Below are 14997 nucleotides of genomic sequence, written 5' to 3'. Positions count from 1 at the left end.
GGTGAGCAGGGCTCTATCGGCTGGCGTTAAGCTAGTATATAATCCGAGTTATCTCAATCGTTTGATTTTTGGAACACAATGAAGTTAATAAGAGGGTTAATAAACCTTCAACAGCAATCGCAATCTTGTGTAGCAACCATTGGTAATTTTGATGGAGTGCATTTAGGCCATCAAGCCATAGTTGCTAAAGTTATTGCTAAGGCAAAGGCATTAGGAATACCTTCTTGTGTACTAATTTTTGAGCCTCACCCTAAAGAATTTTTTATGGGAGATGCTTGCCCTCCAAGGTTAACCTGCTTTAAAGAAAAGTATCTGTATCTAAAGTCACTGGGCATTGATCAGTTAGTTGTGCTCCAATTTAATCAGTCGCTGCGTCAAATGGAAGCCCGTGAGTTTGTTTCTAATGTACTCATTGGAAGGTTGAAAATTGCACACTTAGTCGTAGGTGACGACTTTCATTTTGGTCATCAGCGTAAAGGAAACTTTCAGTTATTAGATGAAATGTCGCAAGGCCAATATACTCTAGAGCCAACTCCAAGTATTCTGGTTGATAAGCAGCGCGTTAGCAGTTCGTTAATCCGTGAAACTTTAAGCCAGCACAACTTGAGCAAAGCGAAGCGGCTTTTTGGCCGTCGCTATCGAATTTGTGGTCGAGTAGGTTATGGTAATCAAGTTGGGCGTACCATTGACTTTCCAACCGCTAATGTTTGTCTTAAGCGAATTCGCCCTGCGTTACATGGCGTTTATTTAGTTAAGTGCTATTGGCAATCGAATGGCAATACATGGCAAGCGTGGGGAGCAGCAAATTGCGGCTTAAATCCGACCCTAAAGAATAAGAAATATCGGCTAGAAGTCCACCTTTTGGGTGTAAGCCCAGCGCTATATGGGATAGAATTGGCGGTCGATTTTTACCAGCTGTTGCGAGAAGAGAAAAAATTTGCAGATCTGGACCAATTAAAACAGCAAATTAGCCAAGATATAAACTATGCAAAACAGCTAATTGCAGAAAAAAACATATAAAATTCAGAGCGTTAACCTAATTGTTGACATTTACTATTTGGAATAGAGAAGAATGACTGACTACAAACCAACTTTGAACTTGCCCGATACGGATTTTCCGATGCGAGGAAACTTAGCTCAAAATGAACCCAAAATTTTGGCGCAATGGACAAAAAGTGGTTTGTATCAAAAAATTAGAGAGGCCTGTGCGGGACGACCAAAGTTCACCTTGCATGATGGACCTCCCTACGCTAATGGCGATATTCATATTGGTCACGCGGTGAACAAAATACTTAAAGACTTTTGTGTCAAGAGCAAAACACTAAGTGGTTACGACGCGCCTTACATTCCAGGATGGGATTGCCATGGATTACCCATTGAGCACCGAGTAGAGAAAAAAATAGGCAAGGCGGGTGTTAAAGTACCTTTTGCCGAATTTAGACAAAAGTGCCGCGACTACGCAGAAAAGCAAGTTGAAGGGCAAAAGAAAGACTTTATTCGCTTAGGTGTTGTTGGTGATTGGGATAATCCTTACAAAACCATGAACTTTGAATTTGAAGCAGATATTGTTCGCTCCTTGTCTAAAATTGTTGAAAATGGACATTTGCACAAAGGTTTTAAGCCGGTTTATTGGAGTGTGGTTGGTGGCAGTGCTTTGGCTGAAGCCGAAGTGGAGTACCAAGATAAAACTTCCTATTCAATCGATGTTCGTTATTCACCTAAAGACGAAACCGAATTTTTAGCGCAATTTAATGCAGAAAATGGAGATAAAGGCCAAGGCCCTGTTGCTGTAGTCATTTGGACAACGACACCTTGGACGTTACCTTCAAGTCAGGCTGTTTCTGCCAGTGCCGACTTAGATTATGCTTTAGTTGAGCTTGACGCTTCAGTTGCCGCTGAAGGGCACAAAAACGTGGGCGTTGAGCGAGTGGTGATAGCTACAGAAATGGTCGACGACATTATGGCTCGTTGGGAAATAGCTGACTATAAAGTAGTTGCTACCGCTACAGGCAAAGCCTTAGAAAACCAACTACTTAATCATCCATTTACAGAGCGTGATATTCCAATTATTTTAGGTGACCATGTTACCACCGACGCAGGAACTGGCTTAGTGCATACCGCGCCTGATCATGGGGTAGAAGATTTTACTGTTGGAAAAACTTATGGCATAGGTACACTTAATTTAGTTGGGGCTAATGGTGTTTATTCTGAAGCGACACCACATTTTGCGGGCCAACACGTTTACAAAGTAGATGAACCTATTACGGCGTTGTTAGCTGAAACCGGCCGTTTAGTACGCCAAACAAAAATTAGACACAGTTACGCGCATTGTTGGAGAACGAAAACGCCATTAATTTATCGAGCGACCCCTCAATGGTTTATATCTATGCAGCAAAATGGCCTAAGAGATATGGCGATGAACGCAATAAAAGACGTCGATTGGGTACCTGGATGGGGGCAAGCTCGAATCGAAGGAATGATTGATGGTCGTCCAGACTGGTGTATTTCTCGGCAAAGAACTTGGGGAGTTCCATTGTGTTTAATTGTGCACAAAGAGACTGAAGAGTTGCACCCAAGAGCCATTGAGTTAATGCGAGAAGTGGCCGACAAAATTGAAAAGCAAGGAATGCAAGCCTGGTTCGATTTATCACTAGAAGAGCTGATTGGTGACGAAGCTGCCAATTATCAAAAAATTGAAGACACCCTAGACGTTTGGTTTGATTCAGGGGTTACTCATGCTTGTGTTTTAGGAAGACGTGAAGAACTGCAAGAGCCGGCCGACTTATACTTAGAAGGCTCGGACCAGCACCGTGGATGGTTTCAATCATCACTTCTCACTGGGTTGGCTATTAACGGGCACGCTCCTTATAAAACGGTACTTACTCACGGATTTACGGTTGATGCTAAAGGCGTCAAAATGTCTAAGTCTATTGGTAATGTTGTAGCGCCGTTAGACGTAATTAATAAATTGGGCGCCGATATTTTAAGATTGTGGGTAGGGTCAACTGATTACCGCTCTGAAATAACGGTGTCGGACGAAATTTTAAAACGTACCGCTGATAAATACCGCCGAATGAGAAATACTGCGCGTTTCTTTTTAGCAAACTTAAAAGGTTTTTCACCAGAGAGTGATCAATTAGCGCCACAAGATATGTTGCCTTTAGATCGTTGGGCGGTAGCGAAAACCTTAGCGGTACAAAATGAAATTAAACAAGCATTTGACGACTATAACTTTCTGGCTGCAACCAATGCGATGCATCACTTTTGCTCGTTTGAAATGGGTAGCTTTTATTTAGATATCATTAAAGATCGCCAATATACCGCAAAAGCGGGTTCGCGCGCGCACAAGTCATGCCAAACTGCTTTATACCATATAGTTCAAGCCGTGGTGCGCTGGTTTGCTCCGGTTTTATCCTTCACTGCATATGAAATATGGCAACAAATTCCGGGAGAAAAGGGCGACGGAATTTTTTGGGAGACTTGGTATGAAGGCCTGTTTGAAGCAGATAACAATGCGTTAATTAGTGAATCAGATTGGGATTTAATTGACGCGGTAAAAACCGAGTGTAACAAAGCAATAGAGTCACATCGAAAACAAAGCGTCGTGGGATCTTCGCTTGAAGCAGAGCTGATACTTTATGCGAATGATGAAATTGCTAAGGTTCTAGAAAAGCTACAAGATGAGCTGCGCTTTGTGTTAATTACTTCGCAAGCTAAAGTCGTTCGTGGCGAAGGCGGAGAAGCAACTGAGATTGACGGTTTAGGCATTGCACTTACGGCGTCTCCTCATGCTAAATGCGATCGCTGCTGGCACCGTAGAGAAGATGTAGGCTCGGTGGCTGAGCATCCGTTACTTTGTGGTCGCTGCGTTAGTAATGTAGACGGTGAAGGAGAGCAACGTCAATATGCTTAAACTTAAATTAGCAGACTCAGGCTTAAAATGGCTGTGGCTTACGCTGATATTTATTATTGCCGATCAGTACACTAAATATTTAGCAGTGACTCACATAGGACCCTATGAGGTCATTGAAGTCATGCCCTTTTTTAATTTAATTTTACGTTATAACCCCGGCGCGGCTTTTTCTTTTTTAGCTGACCAGCCAGGCTGGCAAGTGATCTTTTTTAGTGTGGTATCTTCTATCGTTAGCTTAGGCATAATTGCTTGGATGGCAACAACGCCCGCCAAAAACAAAATATTAAACGTTGGCTTAGCTTTAATTTTGGCTGGCGCCATTGGCAATTTATATGATCGTTTAACTTTAGGTAAAGTGGTCGATTTTATTGATTGGTATTATCAAAGCTATCACTGGCCCGCTTTTAATATAGCCGATAGCGTGATTTTATTGGGGGCTGTTCTTATGCTGATAGATGGTTTTAAGAATAATGAACAGGCCAAAAGTGACAAAAATTAATGAGTAAAAGTGATATTAAAATGACTCAACAAGTCACAGCAACTAGTCGTGTATTAGCCGACGTAACGGTAAAGTTAAAAGATGGCAGTATTGCCGATAGTACTAAGGTCAGCGGTAAACCCAGTTGGTTAGTTTTGGGCAATGGAAGTTTTAGTGAAGCTTTTGAAGGTTTTTTAATTGGTGCAGAAGTAGGTGCTTCATTGCAGTTTGAATTACCTGCTAAAGATGCTTTTGGCGAAAGCAATCCAGATAGTATTCACTTTATGGACTTGAGCCAGTTTCCGCAAGATATTAATTTAGAGAAAGGTGCGATTGTTTCATTTGCGCAGCCTGGTGGAGGCGAGCTTCCTGGGATAATTAGAGCGGTGCAAGCAGGTTCGGTTAAAGTAGACTTTAATCATCCTTTAGCGGGCGAAGACATAGTGTTCGAAATTGAAGTTAGGCAAATAGCAGATAACAGAGAAGGCTAGGAAAACAGATGAAAATTGTACTTGCAAACCCTAGAGGTTTTTGTGCTGGCGTTGATAGAGCGATAGAAATTGTGAATCGTGCTATCGACCTATTTGGCGCCCCAATTTATGTTAAGCATGAGGTAGTGCATAATAAATTTGTGGTCGACAAGCTTAAAAAGAAAGGCGCTGTTTTTATTGAAGATTTGGCCGACGTACCTGAAGGTAGTACTTTAATTTACAGCGCACATGGTGTTTCTAAAGCGGTCAAAGACGAAGCTAAAGAGCGTGGCTTTCGCGTTTTTGATGCAACTTGTCCGTTAGTGACGAAAGTGCATATGGAAGTCGTGCGTAAAAGCAAAAATAACGAAGAAGGAATTTTAATTGGTCATAAAGGGCACCCAGAAGTAGAAGGTACTATGGGGCAATACCAAAATGCCAATGCCGGAATGTATTTAGTAGAAGACGAAGCAGATATCGATGCATTAGAGGTAAAAAACGCTGACAAGTTATTTTATGTGTCGCAAACGACTTTATCGGTTGATGAAACTCGCGGCTTAATAGAAAAGCTGAAACAAAAATTTCCTAAGATTCAAGGCCCTAAAAAAGACGATATTTGTTATGCCACTCAAAACCGTCAAGACGCGGTTAAAACACTGTCAAAAGACTCGTCGCTTATTTTAGTTGTTGGTAGCCAAAATAGTTCTAATTCTAACCGCCTGAAAGAGCTTGCTGAGAAAGAAGGAAGTATTGCCTACCTCATCGATAATGCTACTGAAATTAAAGATGAATGGCTAAAAGGGATTGACAGTGTTGGAGTGACTGCCGGTGCATCAGCGCCTGAAGTGTTAGTAGATGAAGTTTTGGCCAAATTAAAGTCTATGGGAGGGGAGATGCAAGAATTTCCCACCGAAAACCCAGAAAACATGTACTTTCCTGTTCCTATAGAGCTGCGCTAGCACTGTCTGCATTTCAGCCAATGGCTCAAATTCTGTTGAGCCATTCAAGTATTTTAAAAGCCTGTTATATTAATCTCAGTTGCTCCACGATTACTTCTGTAGCCATTGATTTGTGAGCAATGTCTCAATTTCTATTGGGGCAGTCCCACTTATCCTTTAAACTCGTACAGCCATCGGTACAAGATTGCTATATTATACAATTTCATCAATAGTAAGCTTAACCAGATTTCAAGGAATCTTGTAAAATAGCGTCAAGCTAATACAAAACTCCGATGCTGATAAAGTTTGAAGTCTTAATAACTGGATTAATATATGAAATACCAATTTAAACGTGCCGAAGGAGTCACAATTATTGAGCTGATGATTGCTATTTTAATCATCGGTGTGATGATTTCCTACGCAATTCCAGCCTTCAAAAGCTCTATGGCGCGCTCTCGGGTGACATCTAATGTTAATACCATGGTGGGAGCGATTAATTATGCCCGCTCTGAAGCTGTAACTCGGCAGCAGCAAGTTGAAGTGAAAATAAGCTCAGCACAGTGGGAAGTCGTTGCTGATCCCTCCGGAACACCTGAAACTATCAGAGTCGTACCTTTATCAACGAGTAATTTAACAACAACCAGTGCACTGACTAGTGTTACCTTTGAGCCTTCTGGGTTTCGCCCATTAACCTCCTCTTCGGCAGAAAATATTTTAATTAAAGATACCGAAACAGGAATACAGCGCCGAATTTGTTTAACTAAAAGTGGCAACACTAAAACAACGACAGGAGCTTCATGTTGATTAATTTAAAATACCAGCGAGGGGTGTCGCTTGTTGAAATTTTGGTCACCACGTTAATTCTTGGGATTGGTTTACTCGGCGTTGCTGCATTACAGGTGTCGAGTTTGTCCAGCAATCAAGAAGGCTTTTATACCTCACAAGCCACATCAATCGCAGAAGATTTTGCTAGCAGAATTAGAAATGCCAAACTTGCTTCGGTGATACCTTCTGTTACTGATCCCAATGGTAAGTATATTCCTAGTACTAGCTACGCTGATTTACTTGGTACATACACCGTTGACGGCGCGCTCGAGTGCGACTCGGAACCGCAAGCGATGTGTGGCGGTTCAAGTGCGACTAACTGTGATTTCGCCGATATGGCAATTTATGAACGTTGGGAAGTTTGTCGTGCTGCAGAAACTCTACTTCCTGGAGGCCAAGTTCGTTTGACCAATACTGGCAGTAAAATGACGGTAGTGGTTGACTGGGATTCAATGTCTCAGCGTAGCGATATTGGTACTAAAAAGAATATTAATGCGAGCTGCAAGGCATTAACCGGCAGCGAAGAGCGAAACTGTATTATTATGGAAATTGTGCCATGAGAATTAAATATGATTTAAGCTCGCGTAAAAGCCAAGGCTTTTCAATTGTAGAGTTATTAATTGCTGGAACCCTAGGTTTGTTATTGCTTGGTGGTGTTATTCAATTATTTTTTGGCTCCAATCAAAACTTTAAGCTTCAAACAGAACTTTCAGGTATTCAGGAAGATGGCAGATTTGCTTTAACATTCCTTGAAAATGAAATTCAAATGGCAAGTTGGACAGAAGATTTCTTAGAAGTGCAACCTGCCATCGATTTTACTAATTCAGCCGATGGTGTCACGGACACAATCACGGTCACGCGTAAAATGAGTGTCGCAAGTGGTAATAATATTGATTGTAATGGCGCCACTGTAGCCAGTGGAGTCGTTCAAAATCGTTTTTACGTAGAAAATAATCAGCTAATGTGTCTTGGAAATGGTGGGGGAGCCGCTCAGCCTTTTATCGGTAATGTCGAAGGTTTTCAAGTTACTTATGGGGTTGAAACTGATGCATTTTGCCCGGATGGTGCTGTAAACCAGTTTATGAACAAAGAAACCTTACTTGCTAAAAGCTTTAATGCGGTGTATCAGCAGCGAGTTTTATCGGTAAGGGTTGGTCTTGTTTTAAGAAGTGAAAATGAAGTACTTCCTGAAGATAAAGAAGAAACGTTTAAATTATTAGACGTAGATTACAAGTCAGCCAAAGATCGCTTTGCGCGGCGCTTGTTTACTCAAACTATTTATATGCCTAATTCAGCCTTTGCTTTTACCAGTAGTCCAGATGCGATTATCTCATGCATGCAATCCAAAATTTAGTAGCAGGTGAAATTGTGAACTCAAATATAAGTCAACATAAATTTATAGCACAACAATCGGGCGCTGCTCTTTTTGTTAGCTTAGTACTGCTCTTAATTTTAACCGTGATAGGACTCTCGTCGGCACAACGCAGTAATATGCAAGAGCAAATGGCAGCTAATACTCATGTGCAACACAAAACGTTTAATGCTTCTGAAAGTGCACTTGGTGCATTTTTTGCAGAAGCCAACACCGGTAATAAAACCGACACAGATCATATTTTGTATAAGTTAAGGGTGAATGGAAAGCTTGAAGATCTTTGCATCAATAAAGATGGTCAAAGTGAGACGTGTGATAGTTCTCATCTTGACGGTGACAAAGGTAGTGTGGTGGTTGCGCAGCTAGATGCTGAAGTGACTAACGAATGTAATACCCTAATGTGCAGTGGTTATAGTTTAGGCCGAAGTGGTTCAAAAATTGGCTGTCGAATATTTGAAGTCAATGGTCGAGGAGCTGTTAATAGTAGTTCAACTTCAACGACCTTATGGGCTTATGAAGTTACCGCATGTGCAAATTAATTTTTTGTGAAAGTAGCGATAATGCAAAACAAACAAAATTCTCATTCAATGCTGGAGGTTAAGGCAATGAAAAATATTAAGTCGAAACTGGTTGTTAGTCTAATTGCCTTTTTGTATAGCTGTTTAACTCTGCAATCTGTGGTTGCGGATGACACTGAAGTTTTTTTTGGAGGGGGCTCAGCTTCGAGTAAATCCAACCCTAATATACTCTTTGTGTTTGATACCTCTGGCTCTATGAATAGTAACCAAAGTTTTACCGATCCTAATGGTAATAAAGTAACTCAAAGTCGAATTGGTATATTGCAAGATGTAATGGGAGAAATTGTTTCCGGTCAGCAGGGTGTGAATATGGGGCTTGCGCGTTTTAGCGTTCCTGGCGGGCCAATACTTTATCCTGTGGTCGATCCCGATGAGCCTGCTGAGCCAATTGTGTTAAGAGGAATCGAGTCAGAGAATGATGATGCTATGCAAAGTGGGGCAACGGTTGACTTAAATGGCGACTATTTAAATTCCTCTGTGGTCGGTGATGTAGTTGCGTTTCGCTTTAGAAATGTTTCTGTTCCGCAAGGTGCGAAAATCACTAACGCTAATTTGATTTTTGCGACAGATATAGACTCGTCTGACTTAGCTAGCTATAAAATATACGCAGAGGTGGACGCACAACCTGAAGAATTTAAAACAGTCGGAAATGATTTATCTAAGCGTATTGATCGTACTTCTGTTGCAGTTGACTGGACTCCAGAAGCTTGGGATGCTGAACCGATTGCTTCCACTGACGATCCTTTAACTACATTTAATTCGCCGAATATTAGTAGTGTTTTACAGCAAGTAGTGGATTTAAAAGGTGCTACTATGACCGACGCAGCTGGTTGGTGTGGTGGTAAAGATTTAGTGATTCTAATGGAAAAAACTTCTATTGAAGGACGCCCCATTGTTGCTTATGACAAAAATAAAGATTTTGCGCCAAAAATCCGTATCGATTTTGATAAAAATATTCCTGCTAGCGAGTTTGGATGCTATGAAAATACGGTTGTATCGGTTGTTAATCGCTATGACAATGATTCTGAAAAGGATTCCAATGGTAATATTTACGAAAACTACTGGAACCTTATTTTTAGCCGCTCAGGCAACTATAAAACCCAATCTGTCGCTTTCTCGTTTGAAGATGTTAAAGTTCCTAAAGATGCTCAAATTACCGATGCACGAATTAAATTAGTAGCTTCTAGAAGTAATAGTGGCAATGCAGAATCTACGATTAAGGCGGTAAAGTCTGCAAACCCTACTGTTGGTACTGGTGTTCATAATCTATCTTCGGGTTTTACCTCGGGAATTACTTGGTCTATTGATACTTGGGACTATGGGGTGCAGTATCAAACCGCTGATTTATCTAGCATAGTCAACGAAATTGTGACATTAGGTTCGTGGAAAAGCGGCAACAAAATGTCATTTTTATTTACGGTTAACTCTGGCTACCGAGAAGCCTACTCTTTAAATGGCTCTGGTTCACGCGCTGCTGCTTTAGAAGTTAAGTACATTGGACGTTTTACTAGTGATGCAGCAACTAAGCGGCAAGAATTAATAGCTACTATTGAAGACTTTAAAGCCACGGGAAATACGCCTATTAGTGACTCAATTGCTGAAGCTGGTCTTTATTTTAAAGGTGAACCTGTTGCCTACGGACTAAAACGAGGTAGTCCTACTAAGCGTGACAACAGAGTAAGTCATGTTGATGCTCTGTCATCAGGTAGTTTAATTCGGCCTTCCGGTTGCACTGAGTCAAATTTAAGTGCAACAGGCTGTAAAGGAGAAAAGTTAACTGATGGTTCGGTTTATAAAACGCCGATTAAAAATGCTTGCCAAGCTAACCATATTGTATTGTTAACCGATGGCGCGCCAACTTCGCATGACTCAATAACTAATACGCTTTACTCAAAGTGGTCGAAGGAAATAACCGGTACAGCAGGTACTTGTAATACTAATGACAACGGTAAAGACTGTACGATTAAAATGGCGGGTCTATTTAACAAAAATGATATGATTCCTAGCACGCCTGGTGCGGAAAAAGTTACTACCCACACTATTGGTTTCTATTCTGATCAAGAATTTTTACAAAGCGTGGCTGATGCGGGCGGCGGTAAGTATGTCACTGCATTTAGTAAGCAAGAATTAATTGATGCGGTGACTGATATCGTTGACTCTATCTTGGATGTTAATACGACATTCGTATCTGCGGGTGTTACGGTTAACCAGTACAACCGATTGACTCACAATGATGAGTTGTATTTCTCTCTGTTCGCGCCTTCATCTGAAACAGTATGGCCTGGAAATCTAAAACGTTATCGTTTGTTAGATGGCGAGTTAGTCGATGTGGATACAAAGCCGGCAGTTAATATTGGGGGTGAATTTGATGAAACTTCTAAAAGCTGGTGGTCAAGTTCGGTTGACGGTAACGAAGTTGAAGAAGGTGGTGCTGCGGAATTTTTAAGCGCATCTCGTAAAGTTTATTCAAACTTACAAGGCGATAGCGATGTTACGCTCACGGCTTCAGATAATCGAGTGCACAAAGATAATTCAAATATCAATAATGCCATGGTTGGCGCAACTGACGCGTCTGATAGAGAGAAAATTTTAAATTGGGCTAATGGTCAGGATGTCAACAATAAAGACAACCCAACGGGGCCCCGCAAGCAAATGGGTGATCCTTTGCATTCTCAACCAACGGTATTAATTTATAAAACCGGCGCTAATAGTTTCCGCTCATCTGTATATGTTGGTACCAATGAAGGTTTTGTTCATTCATTTAATACCAGTAACGGAAACGAAAACTGGGCATTTATTCCAAAAGAGTTATTGCCTCGCCTATCTAGCATTCAAAAAGATGCAGAAGGTCAACATACCTATGGTATGGATGGCTCAGTTACTTTGCACATTGATGAAAAGCCAGGAGTTGGAATGCCTGGAGTAGTTGATGCTGGCGAAAAAGCTTACTTATATATTGGTATGCGTCGTGGAGGTAGTACTTATTATGCACTAGATATTAGTGACCCTGATGCGCCTAAAATGATGTTTAAAATTGATGCTACAACACTAGGGACTTCTGGTGGACGCGCATTAGGTCAAACTTGGTCGCAACCAGTGATTAAGAAAACTAAATTTGAAGGCCATGAGACTGTGCTGTTGTTTGGTGGTGGCTATAGCGTGTTGCAAGATGTTGCTGACACCATATCGGTTGTCGATGGAGTTGGACGTAATGTGTTTATGGTTAATGCTAAAACTGGTGAATTAGTTTGGGATGTAAGTCAGGCCATCGATGCCTCTACGATTCCAGGCAGTAAAGCGGGCTCGTTATCCTCAATGAACGCCATACCTGATCAAATTACAGCGTTTGATTTAACCGGTGACGATTATATCGACCATTTTTATGCGGCAGATACCAAAGCACAAGTGTTTCGGTTTGATATAAACTACACTACCGGCAAGATAACTGGCGGACGTATTGCTCGACTAAACCAAGGTGGTTTAACTGCGGCTAATAACCGACGGTTTTATAATACACCCGATGTTTCGCTGGTTCGATTAACTTCAGGTAGCTTTGTGTCAGTTTCAATTGGAAGTGGTTATCGTGCTCACCCCTTAAACGAAACAGTTGTCGATCATTTTTATATGGTGAAAGACAAAGGCATACTTAATGGAAACTTTGATATGGATGTTGAACTCGGGGACTTAGCAGATGTTACTGACGTTATTGGTGATGCTGATGCTGACGGTATTTCCGATGCCGTAGAGCTTATTGAAGATGAAAGTTCACCGAAGAAGGGCTGGTATATTACTTTCCCTCGCTCTGGCGAAAAAGTTATTACTTCATCTATCACGTTTAATAACTCGGTGATTTTCACGACTTATACGCCGCCTAATGCTAGCGGCTCACTTTGTGATGCAGTTGCTGGTACCTCTCGGCTTTATCTAATGCGTGTGACTGACGGTAACCCTTTCTTAGATAATAACTCTGATGCAGTGTTGACTAAAGAAGATCGCAGTGTTGAATTAAAAATTCCTGGAATTGCGCCTCCTCCACAGGTATTGTTAGAAAAGACTGATTCTGGGGTAGTTCCACGGCTATGTGTGGGTAACCGTTGTGATTATGACTTGCCACCACCTCCTGAAGGTATTATGGGCATTCGTTGGAGAAAAAACTAAATGAGTAAGGTCAATTTAATCCAAAAAATGAAAGGCTATACATTAATCGAGTTGATGATTGTGATTGCAATTATCGGGGTCGTGGCGTCATTTGCTTACCCTTCGTACACTAATTATGTTATTCGAGCTAAGCGAAGTGACGCTATGGCAGCATTAATGAATGCGGCTCAAGCCATGGAACGTTTTAAAACAAATAACTTTAATTACAATGTTGGTGATGACATTACCACTGTTTTTGCAGATCAAGTACCTGTAGATGGTGGTGAAGCATATTACACTCTATCGGTGGACAACAACGATGCCGGTACTCAATATACTTTAACAGCAACACCAACTGGTAGCTTGGCGGGTAAAGATAGCCCTTTAACCTTAACTCATACAGGGCAAAGAGGTTGGGGAGCTAAGACTTGTTGGCCTGCAAAAAATAGTTCCTGCTAGACTTTAAAAAATCTTTTGAAGTTGAGATCAAATTAATAAGGCGCTTAATGCGCCTTATTAATTTAAATGATTAAGTTAGATTAACGTCTGTATTTAGGGTTTTCTTCTTGTTCTGAGCCAAATGAGCCAACTTCAAACATCATTTGCCCGTTCCACTGGTAAGCTTGCGATATGCCATCAATTTTGTTTTCAATAAGCAAAAACTTAGGTGTGTCCTTTAAGTTTCTTTGGTGCTCTGCTTTTAATTTGAATTCAGTGACTGTCATAAAGCTTAAGTACATCATTTCTGGAAAATTGTTATAGCGCTTTATTTCTAAAAATTGGCTTTTTCCGAAGTTGGAGAAATGGCCAACTAAGTAATACACACCATCCTTAATCGTTAATGCCGCCCAATCAGTACGTCTATCGCCGTCAAAGTCGAATTGTATTGCCCAAGGGCAGGTTATCTCAAACTCTCTTGAATGCTCAGCTAAAGGAGTTGAAGGGGTTTGTCGTGCTAATTGGAATGTTGATTGGTTAACCTGCTTTAATTTTTTGGTGATTTCTGCACTACACTCAACACTATTCGCACTCGCGTTAAAGGTAAATAATCCAGCAATAACTAAAGGTGAAAGTTTTAACATAGGTTTTATCTCACTTATTCAAGAGTCAATTTGTTTAGCATACGCTATAAATTAGCCTAATTTCTATGAAGTTTATAACACAAATGATTACCTCGATACGCAAATCTGGTAGAATCCGCTAAATTTTTAAAGTTGCCACTTATCAGTAGCCAATTTATGCGTAAACAAGACTTCCAGTTTCATTTGCCAGAGTCACAAATAGCTAGCGAACCCTGTGAAAACCGTTCAGATAGCCGTTTGATGCTGGTTGATCCTGCAAAACAGAGCCTTGCGGACGCCCATTTTTATCAACTGGTTGACTATTTAAAGCCTAACGATTGTTTAATTTTTAATAATACTAAGGTTATTCCCGCAAGGTTGCATGGTAAACGTGACTCTGGCGGCAAAGTAGAAATATTAGTAGAGCGAGTATTAAGTGAGAACGGCCGAGAAGAGTGTGTCGCACAAATTAGAGCCAGTAATAAGCTTCAAGCGGGTACATTAATTCATATTACAGCTGATTTTACCTTAGAAGTATTGTCCAAGTGTGAACGTTTCTATCGACTCAAAGCAGCAAACGATGAAGCACTTTTGTTAAAAATTGAACAATATGGTCATATGCCGCTGCCGCCTTATATTAAGCGTGAAGCGAATAGTGAAGATTCGCAGCGTTATCAAACCGTTTTTGCTGAAAAGCATGGGGCTGTCGCAGCTCCTACTGCAGGCCTACATTTTGATGATCGTTTAATTAGCGCGATTAAAGAAAAAGGCGTTGCCACAGGGTTTGTAACTTTACATGTGGGGGCTGGAACTTTTACTCCGGTTAAAGTTGATGATATTAAACAACACAGCATGCATTCAGAGTGGTTTGAAGTTCCTCAATCGGTGGTTGATTTGGTTAATTCGACCAGAGAGAAGGGCGGTCGAGTGATTGCGGTAGGCACTACTTCTGTGCGCTGCCTTGAGTCGGCATCTACATCAGGGAAAATAGTCGCCACTCAAGGCGAAACTGACATATTTATATACCCTGGTTACCAATTTAAGTCGGTAGATGGACTGGTGACTAATTTTCACCTGTCTGAATCAACTTTATTAATGTTGGTGAGTGCTTTTGCTGGCAAAGACTTTATTTTATCTGCTTATCGCCAAGCAGTAGCGTCGAAATACCGCTTTTTTAGTTATGGTGATGCGATGTTTATCCAAAACCGACTTTTAAATAATTGAG

Annotated in this window: 13 protein-coding genes; 12 read left to right on the top strand and 1 reads right to left on the bottom strand. The window is 41.0% G+C overall.

Features of this window, described 5'->3' with window-relative positions; genetic code table 11:
• The first annotated feature begins 78 nt into the window (after window positions 1-78).
• From ribF to ACUR5C_RS10380, 11 genes are all read left to right on the top strand, one after another.
• Entirely contained in the window at window positions 79-1020 is a 942-nt protein-coding gene (gene ribF / locus ACUR5C_RS10430) for a bifunctional riboflavin kinase/FAD synthetase (RefSeq protein ID WP_454465062.1), read from the top strand.
• 52 nt (window positions 1021-1072) lie between these two features.
• Window positions 1073-3913 (top strand): isoleucine--tRNA ligase, encoded by a 2841-nt coding sequence (gene ileS, locus ACUR5C_RS10425; RefSeq protein WP_454465061.1) that lies wholly within the window; start codon window positions 1073-1075, stop codon window positions 3911-3913.
• Window positions 3906-4412, top strand: a complete 507-nt coding sequence (gene lspA, locus ACUR5C_RS10420) for a signal peptidase II (RefSeq protein ID WP_454465060.1) — start codon at window positions 3906-3908, stop codon at window positions 4410-4412. The genes ileS and lspA overlap by 8 nt, the downstream gene beginning before the upstream one ends.
• Window positions 4412-4882, top strand: a complete 471-nt coding sequence (gene fkpB, locus ACUR5C_RS10415) for an FKBP-type peptidyl-prolyl cis-trans isomerase (protein WP_454465059.1) — start codon at window positions 4412-4414, stop codon at window positions 4880-4882. Before lspA ends, fkpB begins: the two co-directional genes overlap by 1 nt.
• Before the next feature lie 8 nt (window positions 4883-4890).
• Window positions 4891-5820 carry a 4-hydroxy-3-methylbut-2-enyl diphosphate reductase gene (gene ispH, locus ACUR5C_RS10410; protein WP_454465058.1) on the top strand — a complete coding sequence of 310 codons (930 nt, stop codon included), beginning with the start codon at window positions 4891-4893 and terminating at the stop codon, window positions 5818-5820.
• Window positions 5821-6132: 312 nt separating this feature from the next.
• The gene (locus ACUR5C_RS10405) at window positions 6133-6603 is read left to right on the top strand and encodes a GspH/FimT family pseudopilin (protein ID WP_454465057.1); all 471 of its coding nucleotides are present in this window, start codon (window positions 6133-6135) and stop codon (window positions 6601-6603) included.
• Window positions 6597-7184 (top strand): type IV pilus modification protein PilV, encoded by a 588-nt coding sequence (gene pilV, locus ACUR5C_RS10400; RefSeq protein ID WP_454465056.1) that lies wholly within the window; start codon window positions 6597-6599, stop codon window positions 7182-7184. Before ACUR5C_RS10405 ends, pilV begins: the two co-directional genes overlap by 7 nt.
• Window positions 7181-7978 carry a PilW family protein gene (locus tag ACUR5C_RS10395; protein WP_454465055.1) on the top strand — a complete coding sequence of 266 codons (798 nt, stop codon included), beginning with the start codon at window positions 7181-7183 and terminating at the stop codon, window positions 7976-7978. The genes pilV and ACUR5C_RS10395 overlap by 4 nt, the downstream gene beginning before the upstream one ends.
• 14 nt (window positions 7979-7992) lie before the next feature.
• The gene (locus tag ACUR5C_RS10390; RefSeq protein WP_454465054.1) at window positions 7993-8535 is read left to right on the top strand and encodes a PilX N-terminal domain-containing pilus assembly protein; all 543 of its coding nucleotides are present in this window, start codon (window positions 7993-7995) and stop codon (window positions 8533-8535) included.
• A gap of 66 nt (window positions 8536-8601) precedes the next feature.
• Complete coding sequence (locus ACUR5C_RS10385) at window positions 8602-12732, top strand: pilus assembly protein (protein WP_454465053.1); 4131 nt, start codon at window positions 8602-8604, stop codon at window positions 12730-12732.
• On the top strand, window positions 12733-13170 hold the full coding sequence (locus ACUR5C_RS10380) for a type IV pilin protein (RefSeq protein WP_454465052.1): 438 nt from the start codon (window positions 12733-12735) through the stop codon (window positions 13168-13170).
• A gap of 80 nt (window positions 13171-13250) precedes the next feature.
• On the opposite strand, the gene ACUR5C_RS10375 is transcribed toward ACUR5C_RS10380, so the two are convergent.
• Window positions 13251-13793 (bottom strand): hypothetical protein, encoded by a 543-nt coding sequence (locus ACUR5C_RS10375; protein WP_454465051.1) that lies wholly within the window; start codon window positions 13791-13793, stop codon window positions 13251-13253.
• Window positions 13794-13949: 156 nt separating this feature from the next.
• Here ACUR5C_RS10375 and queA point away from each other — a divergent pair, with 156 nt between their 5' ends.
• Window positions 13950-14996: a tRNA preQ1(34) S-adenosylmethionine ribosyltransferase-isomerase QueA gene (gene queA / locus ACUR5C_RS10370; protein ID WP_454465050.1), complete on the top strand. Its 1047-nt coding sequence runs from the start codon at window positions 13950-13952 to the stop codon at window positions 14994-14996.
• The last annotated feature ends 1 nt before the right edge of the window (window position 14997 follow it).

The organism is Aliikangiella aequoris (assembly GCF_053709105.1).
The sequence above is the reverse complement of the archived record's forward strand: the minus strand, read 5'-3'. Positions and strand labels throughout refer to the sequence as shown.

Bases quoted from the DNA above. Each gene is read 5' to 3' on its own strand.
- ribF (WP_454465062.1), top strand. From the start codon at position 79: ATGAAGTTAATAAGAGGGTTAATAAACCTTCAACAGCAATCGCAATCT.
- ileS (WP_454465061.1), top strand. From the start codon at position 1,073: ATGACTGACTACAAACCAACTTTGAACTTGCCCGATACGGATTTTCCG.
- lspA (WP_454465060.1), top strand. From the start codon at position 3,906: ATGCTTAAACTTAAATTAGCAGACTCAGGCTTAAAATGGCTGTGGCTT.
- fkpB (WP_454465059.1), top strand. From the start codon at position 4,412: ATGAGTAAAAGTGATATTAAAATGACTCAACAAGTCACAGCAACTAGT.
- ispH (WP_454465058.1), top strand. From the start codon at position 4,891: ATGAAAATTGTACTTGCAAACCCTAGAGGTTTTTGTGCTGGCGTTGAT.
- ACUR5C_RS10405 (WP_454465057.1), top strand. From the start codon at position 6,133: ATGAAATACCAATTTAAACGTGCCGAAGGAGTCACAATTATTGAGCTG.
- pilV (WP_454465056.1), top strand. From the start codon at position 6,597: ATGTTGATTAATTTAAAATACCAGCGAGGGGTGTCGCTTGTTGAAATT.
- ACUR5C_RS10395 (WP_454465055.1), top strand. From the start codon at position 7,181: ATGAGAATTAAATATGATTTAAGCTCGCGTAAAAGCCAAGGCTTTTCA.
- ACUR5C_RS10385 (WP_454465053.1), top strand. From the start codon at position 8,602: ATGAAAAATATTAAGTCGAAACTGGTTGTTAGTCTAATTGCCTTTTTG.
- ACUR5C_RS10380 (WP_454465052.1), top strand. From the start codon at position 12,733: ATGAGTAAGGTCAATTTAATCCAAAAAATGAAAGGCTATACATTAATC.
- ACUR5C_RS10375 (WP_454465051.1), bottom strand. From the start codon at position 13,793: ATGTTAAAACTTTCACCTTTAGTTATTGCTGGATTATTTACCTTTAAC.
- queA (WP_454465050.1), top strand. From the start codon at position 13,950: ATGCGTAAACAAGACTTCCAGTTTCATTTGCCAGAGTCACAAATAGCT.